The following is a 13,543-nucleotide window of genomic DNA, read 5'->3' as shown; positions in this document are numbered from 1 at the left end:
GATGACGGCCTGTGCGAGGGAATCTGCGGCGGACCACGGGCAGGACGCCGTGCGGGCGGGGTGCACCATCACGGCGGACGGCGCGTTCGCGGCCCGCCTCGCGCTGGACGGCGACTCTTGGTTCCCGGAGCGCTGGACGCTGGACGGGCCCGAGCCGTACGCCGTGCCGTTACCCGGCAACCAGCCGGAGGAGCCCGGCACCGAGGTGCAGCCGATGGGCGACGGACGTGTCCTCATCCGCCGCCTGGCCGACGGACGGCACCTCTTCGCCCTGCTGTACCCGACCGGTCCCGACACCGGCGAGCTGCCGTTGGGCGCGGTCGAGTGCCCTGACCCGGGCAGCCGGCTGCGGCTGCTGCCGCCGGCGCCGTGCGGGGAGAAGGCGTACGCCCTCGCCGTGGGCCGGCGCTCCAGCGCCGTGTGGCTGGTGGCGGGCGGCGCCTTCGGTCCGGAGCACGTCGCCGAGATCCCGGGTCGCTGCTCGGGCGGGGTGTGGCTGGACCGGACGGGACGGATGCTGGCCCTGGACCGGGAGGTGGACGGCCGGACCAAGGCGGTCGTGGTGGACCTGTACCGGGGCGGCGAGGTGTCCCCGCTGCTCCAGATCGCCGCCGACAGCGACGACCGGCTGCTCCTCGCCGACGCGGACAGCGGGCTGCTGCTGATCCGCTCGGACGCGCCCTCGCCGGGCCAGGACCGGCTGGGCTGGGGTGTCCTGGGCAGCACGCTCCCGGTGCGCTTCCCGGAGTGCCTGAAGGTGGCCGGTTGCGCGGTGACGCCGTTCGCGATCCAGCCGGGGCAGGTGCTGACGCCGGAGGGCTGCGCGGTGGCGCTGCGCGTCGACGGCCCGGCCGGCAGCTGGCTGGGGGTGTGGCGGCCCGCCGAGCGCCGGATGCATCAACTCGCGGCGCCCGAGGGGTGGTTGGCGGGGGCCGGGGTGTGGACCACGGACGGGGTGCTCCAACTGCCCTACGCCACGGCCGAGACCCCGTGCGCGGTGGCGCGGCTGTCCGGGCCCTTCGGGGCGCCGGGAGACACGGGGGAAGCGGGGGAGGCAGGGGCCACGGGGGAGGCCGGGGAGACGGGGGACGCGGGCCCGGGGGGTCCGGTCCGGGACCGTACGGCCGCGGGGGCGGGACCGGGGACGGGGACCTCGTCTCCCCCGTGGCCCGGCGAGCCGTCGGAGCCGGGCCCCCCGGTGCCTGTCGCACCGCGTCCCGTGCCCTTGCAACAGGCGCCGCTGGGACGTCTTGTAACGAAGTAGTGCCGGTTGGCGTGGCCGCCTGGATTCGCCCCGTGGGCGCCTGGATAAAATCGCCCGGCTGTTTGAAAGATCATGTTGACGGGGTGAAATCTTCCGATGAGCGACACAAGCACCATGCACAGGCAGCCGCTGTCCGCCGAGTCCCAGGACGACGCCGGCCACGGCCGGCACCGGGGACCGGTATCGGTCCACGACGGGGAGTCGGCCACACACGGCCGTCACCGCAAGCCGAACGAGGACGCCGAGGCGGCTGCCTGACCGTACACAGGAAATCGGTCCACAGGAAGGGGCCCGCGTGTCGACCGACACGCGGGCCCCTTCCGTACACCCGCCCCTGCCTGCCTCAGTCGGCCTCTGCCCCGCCTTCGCGGCCGCTGTCCTCAGCCGCGCCGGAGTCCCAGCACCTCCACCGCTCCGAAGGTCTCGCCCGCCGGCCGATCCGCGTAGTGCGGGGTGAGCAGGGCGTCGAGTTCGTCGTACGTGAAGGTGTCCTGCTTGCTGTCGAACTTGGCCTGCACCCGCGGCCGTTCGACGATCGCGACCATGCCGCCGTGGACGACCAGCAGCTGACCGTTGACGCGTCCGGCGGCCGGTGCGGCCAAGTAGCCCACGAGCGGGGCCACATGCTCCGGAGCGAGCGGGTCGAGTCCCTCCCCGCCCTCGTCGCCCTGTTCCGGCCGCCCGATGCCCTCGAAGACGTCCTCGGTCATACGGGTGCGGGCGCGCGGGCAGATCGCGTTCGCCGTCACGCCGTACCTGGCCAGGGCGAGGGCGGTGGAGGTGGTCAGCCCGACGACTCCGCCTTTCGCGGCCGCGTAGTTGGGCTGTCCGGCGGAACCCGCGAGGAACGCCTCCGAGGAGGTGTTCACGATCCGTCCGTACACCGGCCCGCCGACCGCCTTGGAGCGCTCGCGCCAGTGGGCGGCGGCGAAGCGGGTCGTGTTGAAGTGGCCCTTGAGGTGGACCCGGATCACCGAGTCCCACTCGTCCTCGGTCATCGAGAAGACCATGCGGTCGCGCAGGATGCCCGCGTTGTTGACCAGGATGTCCAGCCTGCCGAACTCCGCGACCGCCAACGCGACGAGTTCCTCCGCTTGTTGGTGGTCGGCCACGTCTCCGGTGTGGGCGAGGGCCTTCCCGCCCGCGGCGCGGATCTCGTCGGCGACCTGTTCGGCGGGCGCGGCGGAGGCCTCGCCGGAGCCGTCCCGGCCGGACTGCCCGTAGTCGTTGACGACGACGGCCGCGCCGAGCCGGGCCAGCTCAAGCGCCTCGGCCCGGCCGAGGCCCCGGCCCGCGCCGGTGACGATCGCGGACAGCCCTTCAAGTGGCAGTGACATGCGCGTCCCCAGGTCTCGGCGGTCAGATCTCGATGCAGGTACGGAGGGCCGCGCCCGTCCGCATCTGGTCCAGGGCCTCGTTGATCTCGGTCAGCGGCACCCGGTGCGTGATCAGGCCCGCGAGGTCGATGCGGCCCGCCCGCCACAGCGCGATGGTCCGCTCGTAGGAGCGCAGGACGTCACCGCCGCCGTACATGGACGGCAGGATGCGCTTCTCGTCGAAGAACAGCTCGAACATGCTGAGCTGGAGGAAGTCGTCCACGGCGCCGGCGCCGACGACGACCAGGGTGCCGCCGCGCCGGGTGTTCTCGTACGCCGTGCGGGCGGTGGCGGAGCGGCCCACGACCTCGAAGACGTAGTCGAAGCCCTCGCCGCCGGTGACCTGCTGCTTGGCGTCGGCCAGTTCGTCCGGCGACACGGCCTGCGTCGCGCCGAACTCGAGAGCGGACTCGCGGCGTGAGGCGACGGGGTCGACGGCGACGATCTCGGCGGCCCCCTTCAGCCGCGCACCCTGGATCGCGGAGATGCCGACGCCACCGCAGCCGATGACGGCGACCGAGGAACCGGCCTCCAGATCGGCGGTGTTGAGGGCGGCGCCGAGTCCGGTGGTCACCCCGCAGCCGATGAGGGCCGCGATGTCGAACGGCACGTCGTCCGGTATCGGCACCGCGCAGCCCGCGTCGACGACCACCTCCTCGGCGAAGGTGCCCGTGCCGGCGAAGCCGAAGAGATCCCCGCCGGGGCGCTTGAAGTTGGGGGTGCCGGCGTTCATGAACCCGGCCAGGCACAGTTCGGTCTGCCCCCGCCTGCAGGCGGGACACGCCCCGCAGGCGGGCAGCCAGCACACCACGACCCGGTCCCCGGCCTTCAGGTTCCGTACGCCCTCGCCGACCTCGATGATCTCGCCCGCGCCCTCGTGCCCCGGCACGAAGGGGGCCGGCTGTGGCAGCACCCCGCCCATCGCGGACAGGTCCGAGTGGCACAGCCCGGTGGCCCGCACCCGGATCCTCACCTTCCCGGGCCCGAAGCCCACCGCCTCGACGTCGTCGAGAACCTCGAGCTTGTCCTGACCGATCTCGTGCAGTACGGCTGCGCGCATGGTGCGGCTCCCCTCAGCAGTGGGCTCAACGCGGGCGGTCTCGGGTGACGCGGACGGCTCGGGCGGTCTCGGGTGGCACGGGCGGCTCGGGTGGCACGGGCGGTCTCGGGCGGTCTCGGGCGGTCTCGGGCTGGTCAGGTGCTCTCGGGCCGCCACAGCCGGTGTCGGCGGCGTCGGCGGCGTCGGCGGCGTCGGCGGTCTCAGGCGTGTTCGACGAGGGTGTCGGCGAGGACGGGCGCGTCGTCCCGTTCGACGGCGCTCACCGCCACCCGGACCGTGCCGTCCCCCCGCCACATGCGGATGCGCAGGGTCTCCCCCGGGTAGACGACCCCGGCGAAGCGCGTGACATACCCGCGCACCCGGTTCACGTCCCCGCCGAGCAGCGTGTCGACGACGGTCTTGAGCGTCATCCCGTACGTGCACAGCCCGTGCAGGATGGGCCGGTCGAACCCGGCGACCTTGGCGAACTCCGGGTCGGCGTGCAGCGGGTTCCAGTCGCCGGACAGCCGGTAGAGGAGGGCCTGGTCCTCGCGGATCGGCCGCTCGACGACCCGGTCGGGCTCGCCGACCGGTGCCTCCAGACGGGCGGACGGTCCCCGGTCCCCGCCCCAGCCGCCCTCTCCCCGTACGAAGATCTGCGCGTCGTTGGTCCAGAGCGGGCCGTCGGCGTCGGCGACCTCGGTGCGCATGACCAGGACAGCCGCCTTGCCCTTGTCGTGGACGGCGGCGATGCGCGAGGTCGCGGTGGCCGTGCCCCGCACCGGGATCGGGCGGTGGACGGCCAGACTCTGGCCGCCGTGCAGGACATGCGCGAGGTCGACCTCGATGCCGGGCATGGACAGGCTGCCGATCACTCCGGGCGAACCGGCGCCCGCGACGGTGGCGAAGCTCGGCAGGACGTGCAGCCGGGACTCCAGGGTGTAGCGCAGCTCGTCGGGGTCGGTGGCGGGGGTGCCGGCGCCGATGCCGAGGTGGTAGAGCTGGACGTCCTTGGTGGTCCAGGAGATCTCGCCGGACCGGGGTTCGGCGGCGACGGCCTTGGCTGCGTCGATGGGCATGGGGCTCCTGAGGGCTCAGAGACCTCGGCGCGGCCGTCCGCACCGTCGGTCGCACCGAGGTCGTCACGGGCCGATCTAGAACGCGTTCCAGTCCGGCGCCCTCTGTATAGCCCAGCACCCGGCAGTTGTGAAGACTCCTGACGGGGTGTCAGGTCGGCTCGGCGAGGGGCGGGGCCCCCGTGACATTTGTCCTGCCGGAGTCCGTACAAGCGCCTCTGCCGCGTCCCGCCGCCGGTCCGTACCGTCGTACTCATGACCACGGGGAGGGAAAGATGAACCTGATGCGAGGGACCGTCTGCCAGGTGCGCGAGCTGCGGGTGGCGCGGGCGCGCTGGAAGGCGGACATGGAGCGGTTCAAGGCCGGGCAGAAGGCCGCGCGTGGGAGCGGCAGGGTTCCCGAGGACCCGGGCCCGCCGCCCACCGGCTTCGCGCTGCTGCCCTGGCTGCTCATGGGCATGGGCGCCTTCTCCAACCTCTTCCAGGGCGAGGCCGCCAATCCGTGGATCGGCGGCCTCGGGCTGCTGACCTTCAACTCCCTCTACATCTACGTGACCTTCCGCGCCTTCGTGAAGGAGACGCGGCAGGCCAGGTCGACCCGGGTGGCACTCGTCCTGATGGGCCTGGTGACCTGCGGGCTGGCCCTCGGGTACGGCGGCAGCTGGCTGTACTTCTTCCCGCTGCTGGGCCTCGCGACCGGCGCGGTCATACGGGGTCCGTGGCTCGGCCGGACCGGGCTCGCCCTGACCGCCCTCGCCGCCGCGGTCTCCACGTACCGGGCCGGCTGGGACGCGTTGAACGTCGCCTACGGCACGTTCCTGTCGACCATGGTGACCGCGGCGATCCTGTCCCTCGCCGAGGCGGTACGGGAGCTGCGGGCGGCCCGTGAGGAACTGGCCCGGCGCGCGGTCGAGAAGGAACGCCTGCGCTTCTCCCGGGACCTGCACGACCTGCTCGGGCACACCCTCTCGGTGATCGTGGTCAAGTCGGAGGCGGCCCGGCGGCTGGCCGGCCGCGACCTCGACGCGGCGCTGGTCCAGATCGGCGACATCGAGTCGGTCGGCCGCCAGGCCCTCACGGAGATCCGCGAGGCGGTGACCGGCTACCGCGAGGGCAGCCTCACCACCGAGCTCGACCAGGCCCGCTCGGCCCTGTCGGCGGCGGGCGTCGCCCCGGTGGTACGGCAGGCGGGGCCGCCGCTCGCCCCGCAGACCGCGGCCCTGCTCGGCTGGGTGGTGCGGGAGGCGGTCACCAACGTCGTACGGCACAGCGGCGCCACCCACTGCGAGATCACGGTGTACGGCGAGGCGGAACGCGTGCGGCTGACGGTGACCGACGACGGCACCGGGACCGTCCCGACGTGCGCGCCGGGCGAGGGTGTCGGCGGCACCGGTCTGAAGGGGCTCACGGAACGGCTCGCGGCAGCGGGCGGCAGCCTCACGGCGGGGCCGGGACCGCGGGACGGCTTCGTGGTCACGGCAGAGCTTCCGACAGACCCGACCCACCTGCCGGAGCCGCCCGAACCGACGGCGGGGACGGCCGAGACCGCGGGGACGGCCGAGACGGCCGAGACCGCCGAGGGGACGGCGCCTGAGACAGTCACGGCGGAGACGCCGGAGAGGACGCAGCCCGGGACGTCGGAATTCAGGCAGCCGGCGTGAGCGGGGCAGGACTTCCCGCCTCGTCAGCCGCGGCTTCCCGGGAGCCCGCGGACCCCGAAGACCCCGGCTTCTCCGTCCCCCCGGCGGGCGGCGATTCCGCGGCCTACCCTTGCGCCGTGAACGACGAGATGCCCCGGGACCACCGGCCCGCCAAGTCCATCAGGGTGCTGCTCGCGGAGGACCAGGGGATGATGCGGGGCGCGCTGGCCCTGCTGCTCGGCATGGAGCCGGACATCGAGGTCGTGGCGCAGGTGGCGGCGGGGGACGCGATCGTGGACGCGGCGCTGCTCCACCGCCCGGACGTCGCTCTCCTCGACATCGAACTGCCGGGCAGAAGCGGCCTGGACGCGGCCGCCGAACTGCGCGAGGAGGTACCCGACTGCCGGGTGCTGATCCTGACGACCTTCGGGCGGCCCGGCTATCTGCGCCGGGCGATGGAGGCGGGTGCCGCCGGTTTCCTCGTCAAGGACGGGCCCGTGGAGGAGTTGGCCGCCTGCGTCCGGCGGGTGCTGGCCGGGGAGACCGTGATCGACCCGGTGCTCGCGGCGGCCGCGCTCAGCGCCGGTCCGAGTCCCCTGACCGTCCGCGAGTGCGATGTCCTCAAGGCCTCGGCGGACGGGGCGACCGTCGCCGACATCGCCGCCCGGGTCCACCTCTCGGAGTCCACCGTCCGCAACTACCTCTCCTCCGCCATCGGCAAGACGGGCACCCGCAACCGCATGGAGGCGATGCGGGAGGCGCGTCAGCAGGGGTGGCTGTAGGCGCCCTCCGTCCGGTCACGAAACAGGCGGCCGGCCCCGCGCGCGCCTCCCCTCCGCCCACCTCTCCACCGCCGCCGACGCGCAGCCGGTGTCCTCCGGCGCCGGGCACACGAAGCGGGTCCACGGTCGCCCGGACCGTTGCCTCAGTCCGTGGACATCTTCCGGGGCAGCCACACCAGCATCAGCACGACCCCGCCCAGCAGGACACCCGTCCCCGTCCGGAACGCCAGCGCGTACCCCTCCGTCAGGGCCTCGGGTGTGTCGACGCCCCCGGAGCGCGCCGCCGCGATCGTCGACATGACGGCCAGCCCGAGCGAACCGCCCATCGTGCGTGAGGTGTTGACCAGCCCGGACACCAGCCCGGCCTCTCCCGGTGCCGCCCCCGAGGTGGCCAGCGCGGCCAGTGGTGTCGCCGCCAGGCCCGCGCCCAGCATCATCAGGATCCCCGGGAACATGATCGAGGTCAGGTAGTTCCCGTCCGCGGTCATCGTCGACTGCCAGCCGAACCCGACGGCCGCGACCAACGTGCCCAGCGCCGCCACCACGCGTGCCCCGGCGACCGGCAGGAACCGCGGCGCGAGCTTCGAGCCCAGCACCACGGCCAGGGAGCTCGGCACGAGCGCGAGTCCGGCGTCGAACGGTGAGTAGCCGAGGACGTTCTGGGCGTAGAGCGTCATGAGGAACCACATGCAGAACATCGCCGAGCCGCACAGGAACATCGACACGTTCGCCGACGCCACCGCCCGCACCCGCAGCACTCCGAGCGGCATCAGCGGAGCCGCCGTACGGGCCTCGACGAGGAGGAAGAGGCCGATCAGCGCGAGCCCGGCGCACAGCGGTACCAGGGTGGCCGCGGCTGTCCACCCCGCGGCCTCGGTCTGCGAGATGCCGTAGGCGAGGGTGGCCAGTCCCGCCGTGACCAGCAGCGCGCCCGGCAGGTCGAGCCGCCGCCGGTCCCCCGCCCGGCTCTCCCGCAGCCACTTCGCCGAGCCGGCCAGGACCACCGCGCCGACGGGCACGTTGATCAGCAGCACCCACCGCCAGGACAGGCCTTCGACCAGCGCCCCGCCGACGAGTCCGCCCGCCGCGCCGCCGCCCGCGCCGACCGCCGTCCAGGTCGCGATGGCCCGAGCCCGGGCCGCGCCCTCCGGTACGGCCGAGGTGAGGATGGTCAGCGTCGAGGGCGCGAGGACCGCCGCTCCGAGCCCCTGCACGGCACGGGCCAGCAGCAGTTGCCAGCCCTCCTGGGCGAGCCCGCCGCCGAGCGAGGCCAGGGTGAACAGGCCGAGGCCGACCAGGAACATGCGCTTGCGGCCGTAGAGGTCTCCGGCCCGGCCGCCGAGCAGCATGAACCCGGCGAAGGCGATCGCGTACGCGTTCACCACCCACTGCAGCCCGGACGCGCTCATGTCCAGGGCGGTCCGCATCGAGGGCAGCGCCACGTTCACGACGGAGATGTCGAGCACGACGAGGAACTGTCCGGCGCAGGCGAGCGCCACCACCAGCCAGGTGGGGGGCGTCACACGGCGGGATGTACGGGTCACGTCAGCGGCTTCGAGCATGGGTGTCATGCTCTCAACCCCGGTACGCCCCTTGCATCGGGATTTCGCCCTAGGCCCGGGGGCCGGGGAGGGTGCCTCTTTCCCAAGAGAAGATAAAGAAATCGTTAGTACGCCAAAGCATCGGAATAGTTGCCCGGGCGCACGGGTTCAGATGCCACGTATCCCCGCACGGATGCTCGTCGCTTCGCCCACCGCTTCTCCGAACACCCGGCCTGGAGGCCTCACCCCATGACGCACACGCCGACCGAACGGCCCACCGGCAGGGCGAGCGGGACCGTCGTCCCGGTGCTCGCCTTCGCGGGCATCGTCGTCGCGGTGATGCAGACCCTGCTCGTCCCGGTGATCAAGGACCTGCCGCAGCTGCTGGACACCTCGCCGAGCAACGCCACCTGGGTCCTGACCTCGACGCTGCTCTCCGGCGCCGTGGCCACGCCGATCATGGGCCGCCTCGGTGACCTTTACGGCAAGCGGCGGATGCTGATAGCCAGCCTCTCGGTGATGGTGGCCGGCGCGCTGGTCAGCGCGTTCACCAGCACGCTGCTCCCGATGATCGCCGGCCGTACCCTCCAGGGCTTCGCGATGGGCGCCATCCCGCTCGGCATCGGCCTGATGCGCGACATGCTGCCCCGCGAGAAGCTCGGCTCGGCGATGGCCCTGATGAGCTCCTCCATCGGTGTCGGCGGCGGCCTCGCCCTGCCGCTCGCGGCTCTGATCGCGCAGCACGCCGACTGGCACGCCCTGTTCTACGGTGCCGCCGGCCTCGGCGTCCTCTCCATCGTCCTCACCCTGCTCGTCGTACCGGAGTCCCCGGCGCGCGCCGAGGGCACCTTCGACGTGCTGGGCGCGATCGGCCTCTCCGCCGGGCTCGTCCTCTTCCTCCTCCCGATCACCAAGGGCAGCGACTGGGGCTGGAGCTCCGGCACCACGCTCGGACTGTTCGCCGCCGCCGCGGTCGTCCTCGTCCTGTGGGGTGTGATGGAGCTGCGGATCAAGGCCCCGCTGGTGGATCTGCGCACCACGGCCCGGCCCGCGGTGCTCTTCACCAACCTCGCCTCGATCATGGTCGGCGTCTCGTTCTACGTCGTCTCGCTCGTCCTGCCGCAGCTGCTCCAGCTGCCGAAGGCCACCGGCTACGGTCTCGGCCAGTCGATGGTCTCCGCGGGCCTGCTGGTGGCACCGCTCGGTCTGACGATGATGGTCACGGCGCCCGTCTACGCCCGGCTGTCGGCGAAGTACGGCCCCAAGGTCACCCTGATCCTCGGCATGCTGATCATCGCGATCGGCTACGGCGCCGGCCTGGGCCTGATGAGCGCCGCCTGGCAGAGCCTGGTCATCGCGGTGATCCTCGGCGCGGGCATCGGCCTCGCCTACTCCTCGCTGCCCGCGCTGATCGTCGGCGCGGTCCCGGCCTCGGAGACCGGCGCGGCCAACGGCCTCAACACCCTGATGCGTTCCATCGGTACGTCGGTCTCCAGTGCCGTCATCGGCATGGTCCTGGCCAACACCGCGAACCACGTGAACGGCGTCGCGATCCCGACCATGCACGGCTTCCGGGTCTCCTTCCTGATCGCGACGGGCGCGGTCGCCGTCGGCCTGCTGATGGCGCTCTTCCTGCCCCGCAACCGTCCGGCGACCAAGCCGCAACTGCGCGCCAGCAGCGAGGAGGACGCGGCCCTGGAGCGCGCGGCCGAGGTGCTCGGCCGTTTCCGCGGCCGTGTCCTGGACGCCGACGGCACCCCGGTCGCCCGCGCCAACGTCACCCTGATCGACCGCCGCGGACGCCGGGCGGACGCGACACTCTCCGCCGAGGACGGCAGCTACACCCTCGCCGTCCCCGCCCAGGGCCCGTACGTCCTGGCCGCCAAGGCCACCGGCCACGCCCCGCTCGCCTCGGCGGCCACCCACGCGGGCGACGACAGGACGGTCGACCTGGACCTGTCACTGCCGGGAGCGACGGTCTCCGCCGCGCCGAAGGGCTGAGAGCGCCCGCCGCCTCGGGATCGCGATCCCGTCCGGGATTCGCACCACCCGCACCCCCTGTCGCCTCGCCGACCGGGGGTGCGGCAGCATGGGCGCGGATACCTGACCACGCCGTCGCACCCACACGTTCGTACGACCGAGAGGACCCCCATGCCCGCGGCACCCAAGCCGGAGATCCTGGCCGCGTTCGAGGCGGCGAAGGGGTTCATGCCCGTCGGTGAAGGGCTCGCGCTGTACGAGGCCGCCGTCGAGGCGGGCGCGCTCGGGCTGCCGCTTCTCGAGGTGGGCACGTACTGCGGGCGCTCCACCATCCTGCTCGCCGACGCGGCCCGCGAGGCCGGAGTCACCGCGCTCACCGTGGACCACCACCGCGGCAGCGAGGAGCAGCAGCCGGGCTGGGAGTACCACGACCCGGAGACGGTCGACCCCGAACTCGGCCTGATGGACACCCTGCCCACGTTCCGCCGCACGCTGCACGCGGCGGGACTGGAGGAGCACGTGGTCGCGCTGGTCGGGCGCTCGCCGCAGGTGGCGAAGGTCTGGGGCGGCCCGCTCGGTCTCGTGTTCATCGACGGCGGCCACACCGACGAGCACGCCACCGCCGACTACGAGGGCTGGGCGCCGCACGTGGCCGCCGGCGGCCTGCTCGCCATCCACGACGTCTTCCCGGACCCGGTGGACGAGTTCACCGGACAGGCCCCGTACCGCGTCTACCTCCGGGCCCTGGAGTCGGGCGCGTTCACCGAGGTCTCGGTGACCGACTCCCTGCGTGTACTGCGGCGAACGGGGCCGGGGATCCGAGGGCGCGGTTAGAGTCGCTGACGTGTCGTACGTAGGCCCGGACTTCGATCCTCCCCAGCCCCGCCGTTCCCGGCGCGGCCCGTTGACCGTCGCGCTCGCCGCCCTCGTGCCGGGGGCGTTGCTCGGGTGGGTGGTGTACGAGGCGGTGGGCGGCTCGGGCGGGGATCCCGGCACCACGGCCGGAGCGTCGAGCACGTCGGCCGGCGCTTCCGTCTCCCCCACCGACGACGCCAAGGGCGACGGCGGCACCGGGCAGCCGAGTCCGTCCGCCACTTCCGCCGCTCCCCCGAAGCCGACCCCCGGCGCGTCGAAGTCCTCCGCTCCGGCCGGCTCGGGCCCGCTCAAGGGCATGGTCGTCGTCATCGACCCGGGGCACAACCCCGACAACTTCCGGCACACGGCCGAGATCAACCGCAAGGTGGACATCGGCACCAACTGGAAGGAGTGCGACACCACCGGCACCTCCACCAACTCCGGTTACACCGAGGCCAGGTTCACACTGGACGTGGCCCACCGGATGCGGACGCTGCTGGAGCGGCAGGGGGCCACGGTGAAGCTGACGCAGGACGGCGACCGTACGTACGGACCGTGCGTGGACGAGCGGGCGCGGATCGGCAACAAGGCGCACGCGGACGCCGTCGTGTCGGTGCACGCGGACGGGTCGGCGACCGGCAACCGCGGCTTCCACGTGATCCTTCCCGGCTCGCTGGACGCGGGCGGTGCCGACACCCGCTCGATCGTCGCCCCCTCCCGCGACCTCGGCGAGCGCGTCGCCGGCAACTTCGTCCGCGTCACCGGGAGCGCGCCCTCCAACTACGTGGGCGACGGCACCGGTCTCGTCACGCGTAAGGACCTGGGCGGTCTCAATCTGTCAACGGTTCCCAAGGTGTTCATCGAATGCGGCAACATGCGCGATAGCAAGGACGCGGCACTGCTGACCAGCGGTGCCTGGCGGCAGAAGGCGGCGCAGGGCATCTCTGAGGGAATCGTGAGTTTCCTGCGCGGGTAGTGGTTCACGCACTGATCCCGACTTACGGCGTGATCGTGCGGACGATAGTGTCGTCCCCGCGATAAGGGGCCACTCCCGCGCTTCACATGAGGGCCTCACGGCGACATGGTGACAGCGACGCCTCCAGCGATGCCGACGACGAGACGACTGACGAAGGACCTGAAGTGAATATCCGCTCCCTCACTCGAGGCGACGGCGTGGTGATCGGAGCAGCGGTTTTGCTCCTCATCGCCTCGTTCCTCGACATCTACTCGGCCGACGGGGTCCCGGACGGCCTCGACTTCCCCAGCGCTTGGGCGAGCGGTCCGATCCTCCTGGGCGTGGTTCTCGCGGGCCTCATCGGTGGCGCGCTCGTCGTCGTCTCCCGCGGCCTTCCGCAGGTGCCGAAGGTGGCCGGGCTCGACATCGGCCAGTTCGGCGTCGCGTTCACGGTCTTCGCGGCGTGGAGCGCGCTCGGGAACATCTTCGACCCGGCCAGCGCGACGAACAACTTCGACGGCGCGAGCGACACCCTGGACGCCGGGGTCGGCCTGATCCTCCTGCTGATCGCCACGCTCGTCATGGCCGGCGCCGCGGTCGCCACCCCCCTCGTCCCCGCCCTCCAGGCCCCCCTCCTCCCGGCCCCCAAGCCCCCGACCCCGCAGCCCTACGGCGGTCAGCCGCAGGGCGGTTACGGCTACCCGGGCGCCCCGCAGCCGGGGCAGGCCGGTCAGCCGGGACAGCCGTACGCCGGGCAGCCGCCGGCCGGCCAGGCCTACGGCGCTCAGCCGCAGCAGCCGCAGCCGCCGGCCCCGGAGTTCTCGCCGTTCTGGTTCGCCGTGCCGGTGCCTCGCACGCTGGTCGCGGAGGACGGCTCGTCGTCGCCGATCGCCGAACTCGCCCCGGGCACCTGGTACCTCGCGGTCGAGCAGCGCGGTCAGGCCCTCGTCGCGCAGACCCAGGACGGCCGTCGTGGCGTCCTGCAGGACACGACGGGGATCCAGCGCGGCTGAAGCAGCCCCCGCTCCGTACGGC

12 protein-coding genes are annotated in these 13,543 nt (G+C 72.9%); 8 read left to right on the top strand and 4 right to left on the bottom strand.

Annotation, left to right across the window (positions count from 1 at the left end):
* The first annotated feature begins 1 nt into the window (after position 1).
* Positions 2 to 1,264 carry a hypothetical protein gene (locus OG985_RS32275; RefSeq protein WP_371671868.1) on the top strand — a complete coding sequence of 421 codons (1,263 nt, stop codon included), beginning with the start codon at positions 2 to 4 and terminating at the stop codon, positions 1,262 to 1,264.
* A 96-nt stretch (positions 1,265 to 1,360) separates the two neighbouring features.
* Complete coding sequence (locus OG985_RS32270) at positions 1,361 to 1,522, top strand: hypothetical protein (RefSeq protein WP_371671867.1); 162 nt, start codon at positions 1,361 to 1,363, stop codon at positions 1,520 to 1,522.
* A 122-nt stretch (positions 1,523 to 1,644) separates the two neighbouring features.
* On the opposite strand, the gene OG985_RS32265 is transcribed toward OG985_RS32270, so the two are convergent.
* From OG985_RS32265 to OG985_RS32255, 3 genes are all read right to left on the bottom strand, one after another.
* Complete coding sequence (locus OG985_RS32265) at positions 1,645 to 2,601, bottom strand: 3-oxoacyl-ACP reductase (RefSeq protein ID WP_371671866.1); 957 nt, start codon at positions 2,599 to 2,601, stop codon at positions 1,645 to 1,647.
* A 22-nt stretch (positions 2,602 to 2,623) separates the two neighbouring features.
* Complete coding sequence (locus tag OG985_RS32260; protein ID WP_371671865.1) at positions 2,624 to 3,700, bottom strand: Zn-dependent alcohol dehydrogenase; 1,077 nt, start codon at positions 3,698 to 3,700, stop codon at positions 2,624 to 2,626.
* A gap of 200 nt (positions 3,701 to 3,900) precedes the next feature.
* The gene (locus OG985_RS32255; protein WP_371671864.1) at positions 3,901 to 4,758 is read right to left on the bottom strand and encodes a MaoC/PaaZ C-terminal domain-containing protein; all 858 of its coding nucleotides are present in this window, start codon (positions 4,756 to 4,758) and stop codon (positions 3,901 to 3,903) included.
* A 272-nt stretch (positions 4,759 to 5,030) separates the two neighbouring features.
* On the opposite strand from OG985_RS32255, the gene OG985_RS32250 reads away from it, so the two are divergent.
* A complete protein-coding gene (locus OG985_RS32250) occupies positions 5,031 to 6,416 on the top strand; it encodes a sensor histidine kinase (RefSeq protein ID WP_371671863.1) in 1,386 nt (461 codons plus the stop codon).
* Positions 6,417 to 6,544: 128 nt separating this feature from the next.
* Positions 6,545 to 7,177, top strand: coding sequence for a response regulator (locus OG985_RS32245; RefSeq protein WP_371674561.1), 633 nt, complete (start codon positions 6,545 to 6,547; stop codon positions 7,175 to 7,177).
* Between the two features lie 143 nt (positions 7,178 to 7,320).
* On the opposite strand, the gene OG985_RS32240 is transcribed toward OG985_RS32245, so the two are convergent.
* On the bottom strand, positions 7,321 to 8,748 hold the full coding sequence (locus OG985_RS32240; protein WP_371671862.1) for an MFS transporter: 1,428 nt from the start codon (positions 8,746 to 8,748) through the stop codon (positions 7,321 to 7,323).
* Between the two features lie 219 nt (positions 8,749 to 8,967).
* Between OG985_RS32240 and OG985_RS32235 the strand changes: the two genes are divergently transcribed.
* The 4 genes from OG985_RS32235 to OG985_RS32220 all read left to right on the top strand — a co-directional run bounded on the left by OG985_RS32235 (position 8,968) and on the right by OG985_RS32220 (position 13,521).
* Positions 8,968 to 10,719 (top strand): MFS transporter, encoded by a 1,752-nt coding sequence (locus tag OG985_RS32235; protein WP_371671861.1) that lies wholly within the window; start codon positions 8,968 to 8,970, stop codon positions 10,717 to 10,719.
* Positions 10,720 to 10,869: 150 nt separating this feature from the next.
* On the top strand, positions 10,870 to 11,532 hold the full coding sequence (locus tag OG985_RS32230; protein ID WP_371671860.1) for a class I SAM-dependent methyltransferase: 663 nt from the start codon (positions 10,870 to 10,872) through the stop codon (positions 11,530 to 11,532).
* Positions 11,533 to 11,542: 10 nt separating this feature from the next.
* A complete protein-coding gene (locus OG985_RS32225) occupies positions 11,543 to 12,529 on the top strand; it encodes an N-acetylmuramoyl-L-alanine amidase (protein WP_371671859.1) in 987 nt (328 codons plus the stop codon).
* A 164-nt stretch (positions 12,530 to 12,693) separates the two neighbouring features.
* Positions 12,694 to 13,521, top strand: a complete 828-nt coding sequence (locus OG985_RS32220) for a hypothetical protein (protein ID WP_371671858.1) — start codon at positions 12,694 to 12,696, stop codon at positions 13,519 to 13,521.
* Positions 13,522 to 13,543 lie beyond the last annotated feature (22 nt).

The organism is Streptomyces sp. NBC_00289, assembly GCF_041435115.1.
Taxonomy (GTDB): Bacteria; Actinomycetota; Actinomycetes; order Streptomycetales; family Streptomycetaceae; genus Streptomyces.
This window is presented reverse-complemented; position numbering and strand designations above follow the sequence as displayed.

Excerpts from the sequence above, each read along its gene's own strand:
- OG985_RS32270 (WP_371671867.1), top strand. The coding sequence starts at position 1,361 with ATGAGCGACACAAGCACCATGCACAGGCAGCCGCTGTCCGCCGAGTCC.
- OG985_RS32260 (WP_371671865.1), bottom strand. The coding sequence starts at position 3,700 with ATGCGCGCAGCCGTACTGCACGAGATCGGTCAGGACAAGCTCGAGGTT.
- OG985_RS32275 (WP_371671868.1), top strand. The coding sequence starts at position 2 with ATGACGGCCTGTGCGAGGGAATCTGCGGCGGACCACGGGCAGGACGCC.
- OG985_RS32255 (WP_371671864.1), bottom strand. The coding sequence starts at position 4,758 with ATGCCCATCGACGCAGCCAAGGCCGTCGCCGCCGAACCCCGGTCCGGC.
- OG985_RS32240 (WP_371671862.1), bottom strand. The coding sequence starts at position 8,748 with ATGACACCCATGCTCGAAGCCGCTGACGTGACCCGTACATCCCGCCGT.
- OG985_RS32230 (WP_371671860.1), top strand. The coding sequence starts at position 10,870 with ATGCCCGCGGCACCCAAGCCGGAGATCCTGGCCGCGTTCGAGGCGGCG.
- OG985_RS32265 (WP_371671866.1), bottom strand. The coding sequence starts at position 2,601 with ATGTCACTGCCACTTGAAGGGCTGTCCGCGATCGTCACCGGCGCGGGC.
- OG985_RS32250 (WP_371671863.1), top strand. The coding sequence starts at position 5,031 with ATGAACCTGATGCGAGGGACCGTCTGCCAGGTGCGCGAGCTGCGGGTG.
- OG985_RS32245 (WP_371674561.1), top strand. The coding sequence starts at position 6,545 with ATGCCCCGGGACCACCGGCCCGCCAAGTCCATCAGGGTGCTGCTCGCG.
- OG985_RS32235 (WP_371671861.1), top strand. The coding sequence starts at position 8,968 with ATGACGCACACGCCGACCGAACGGCCCACCGGCAGGGCGAGCGGGACC.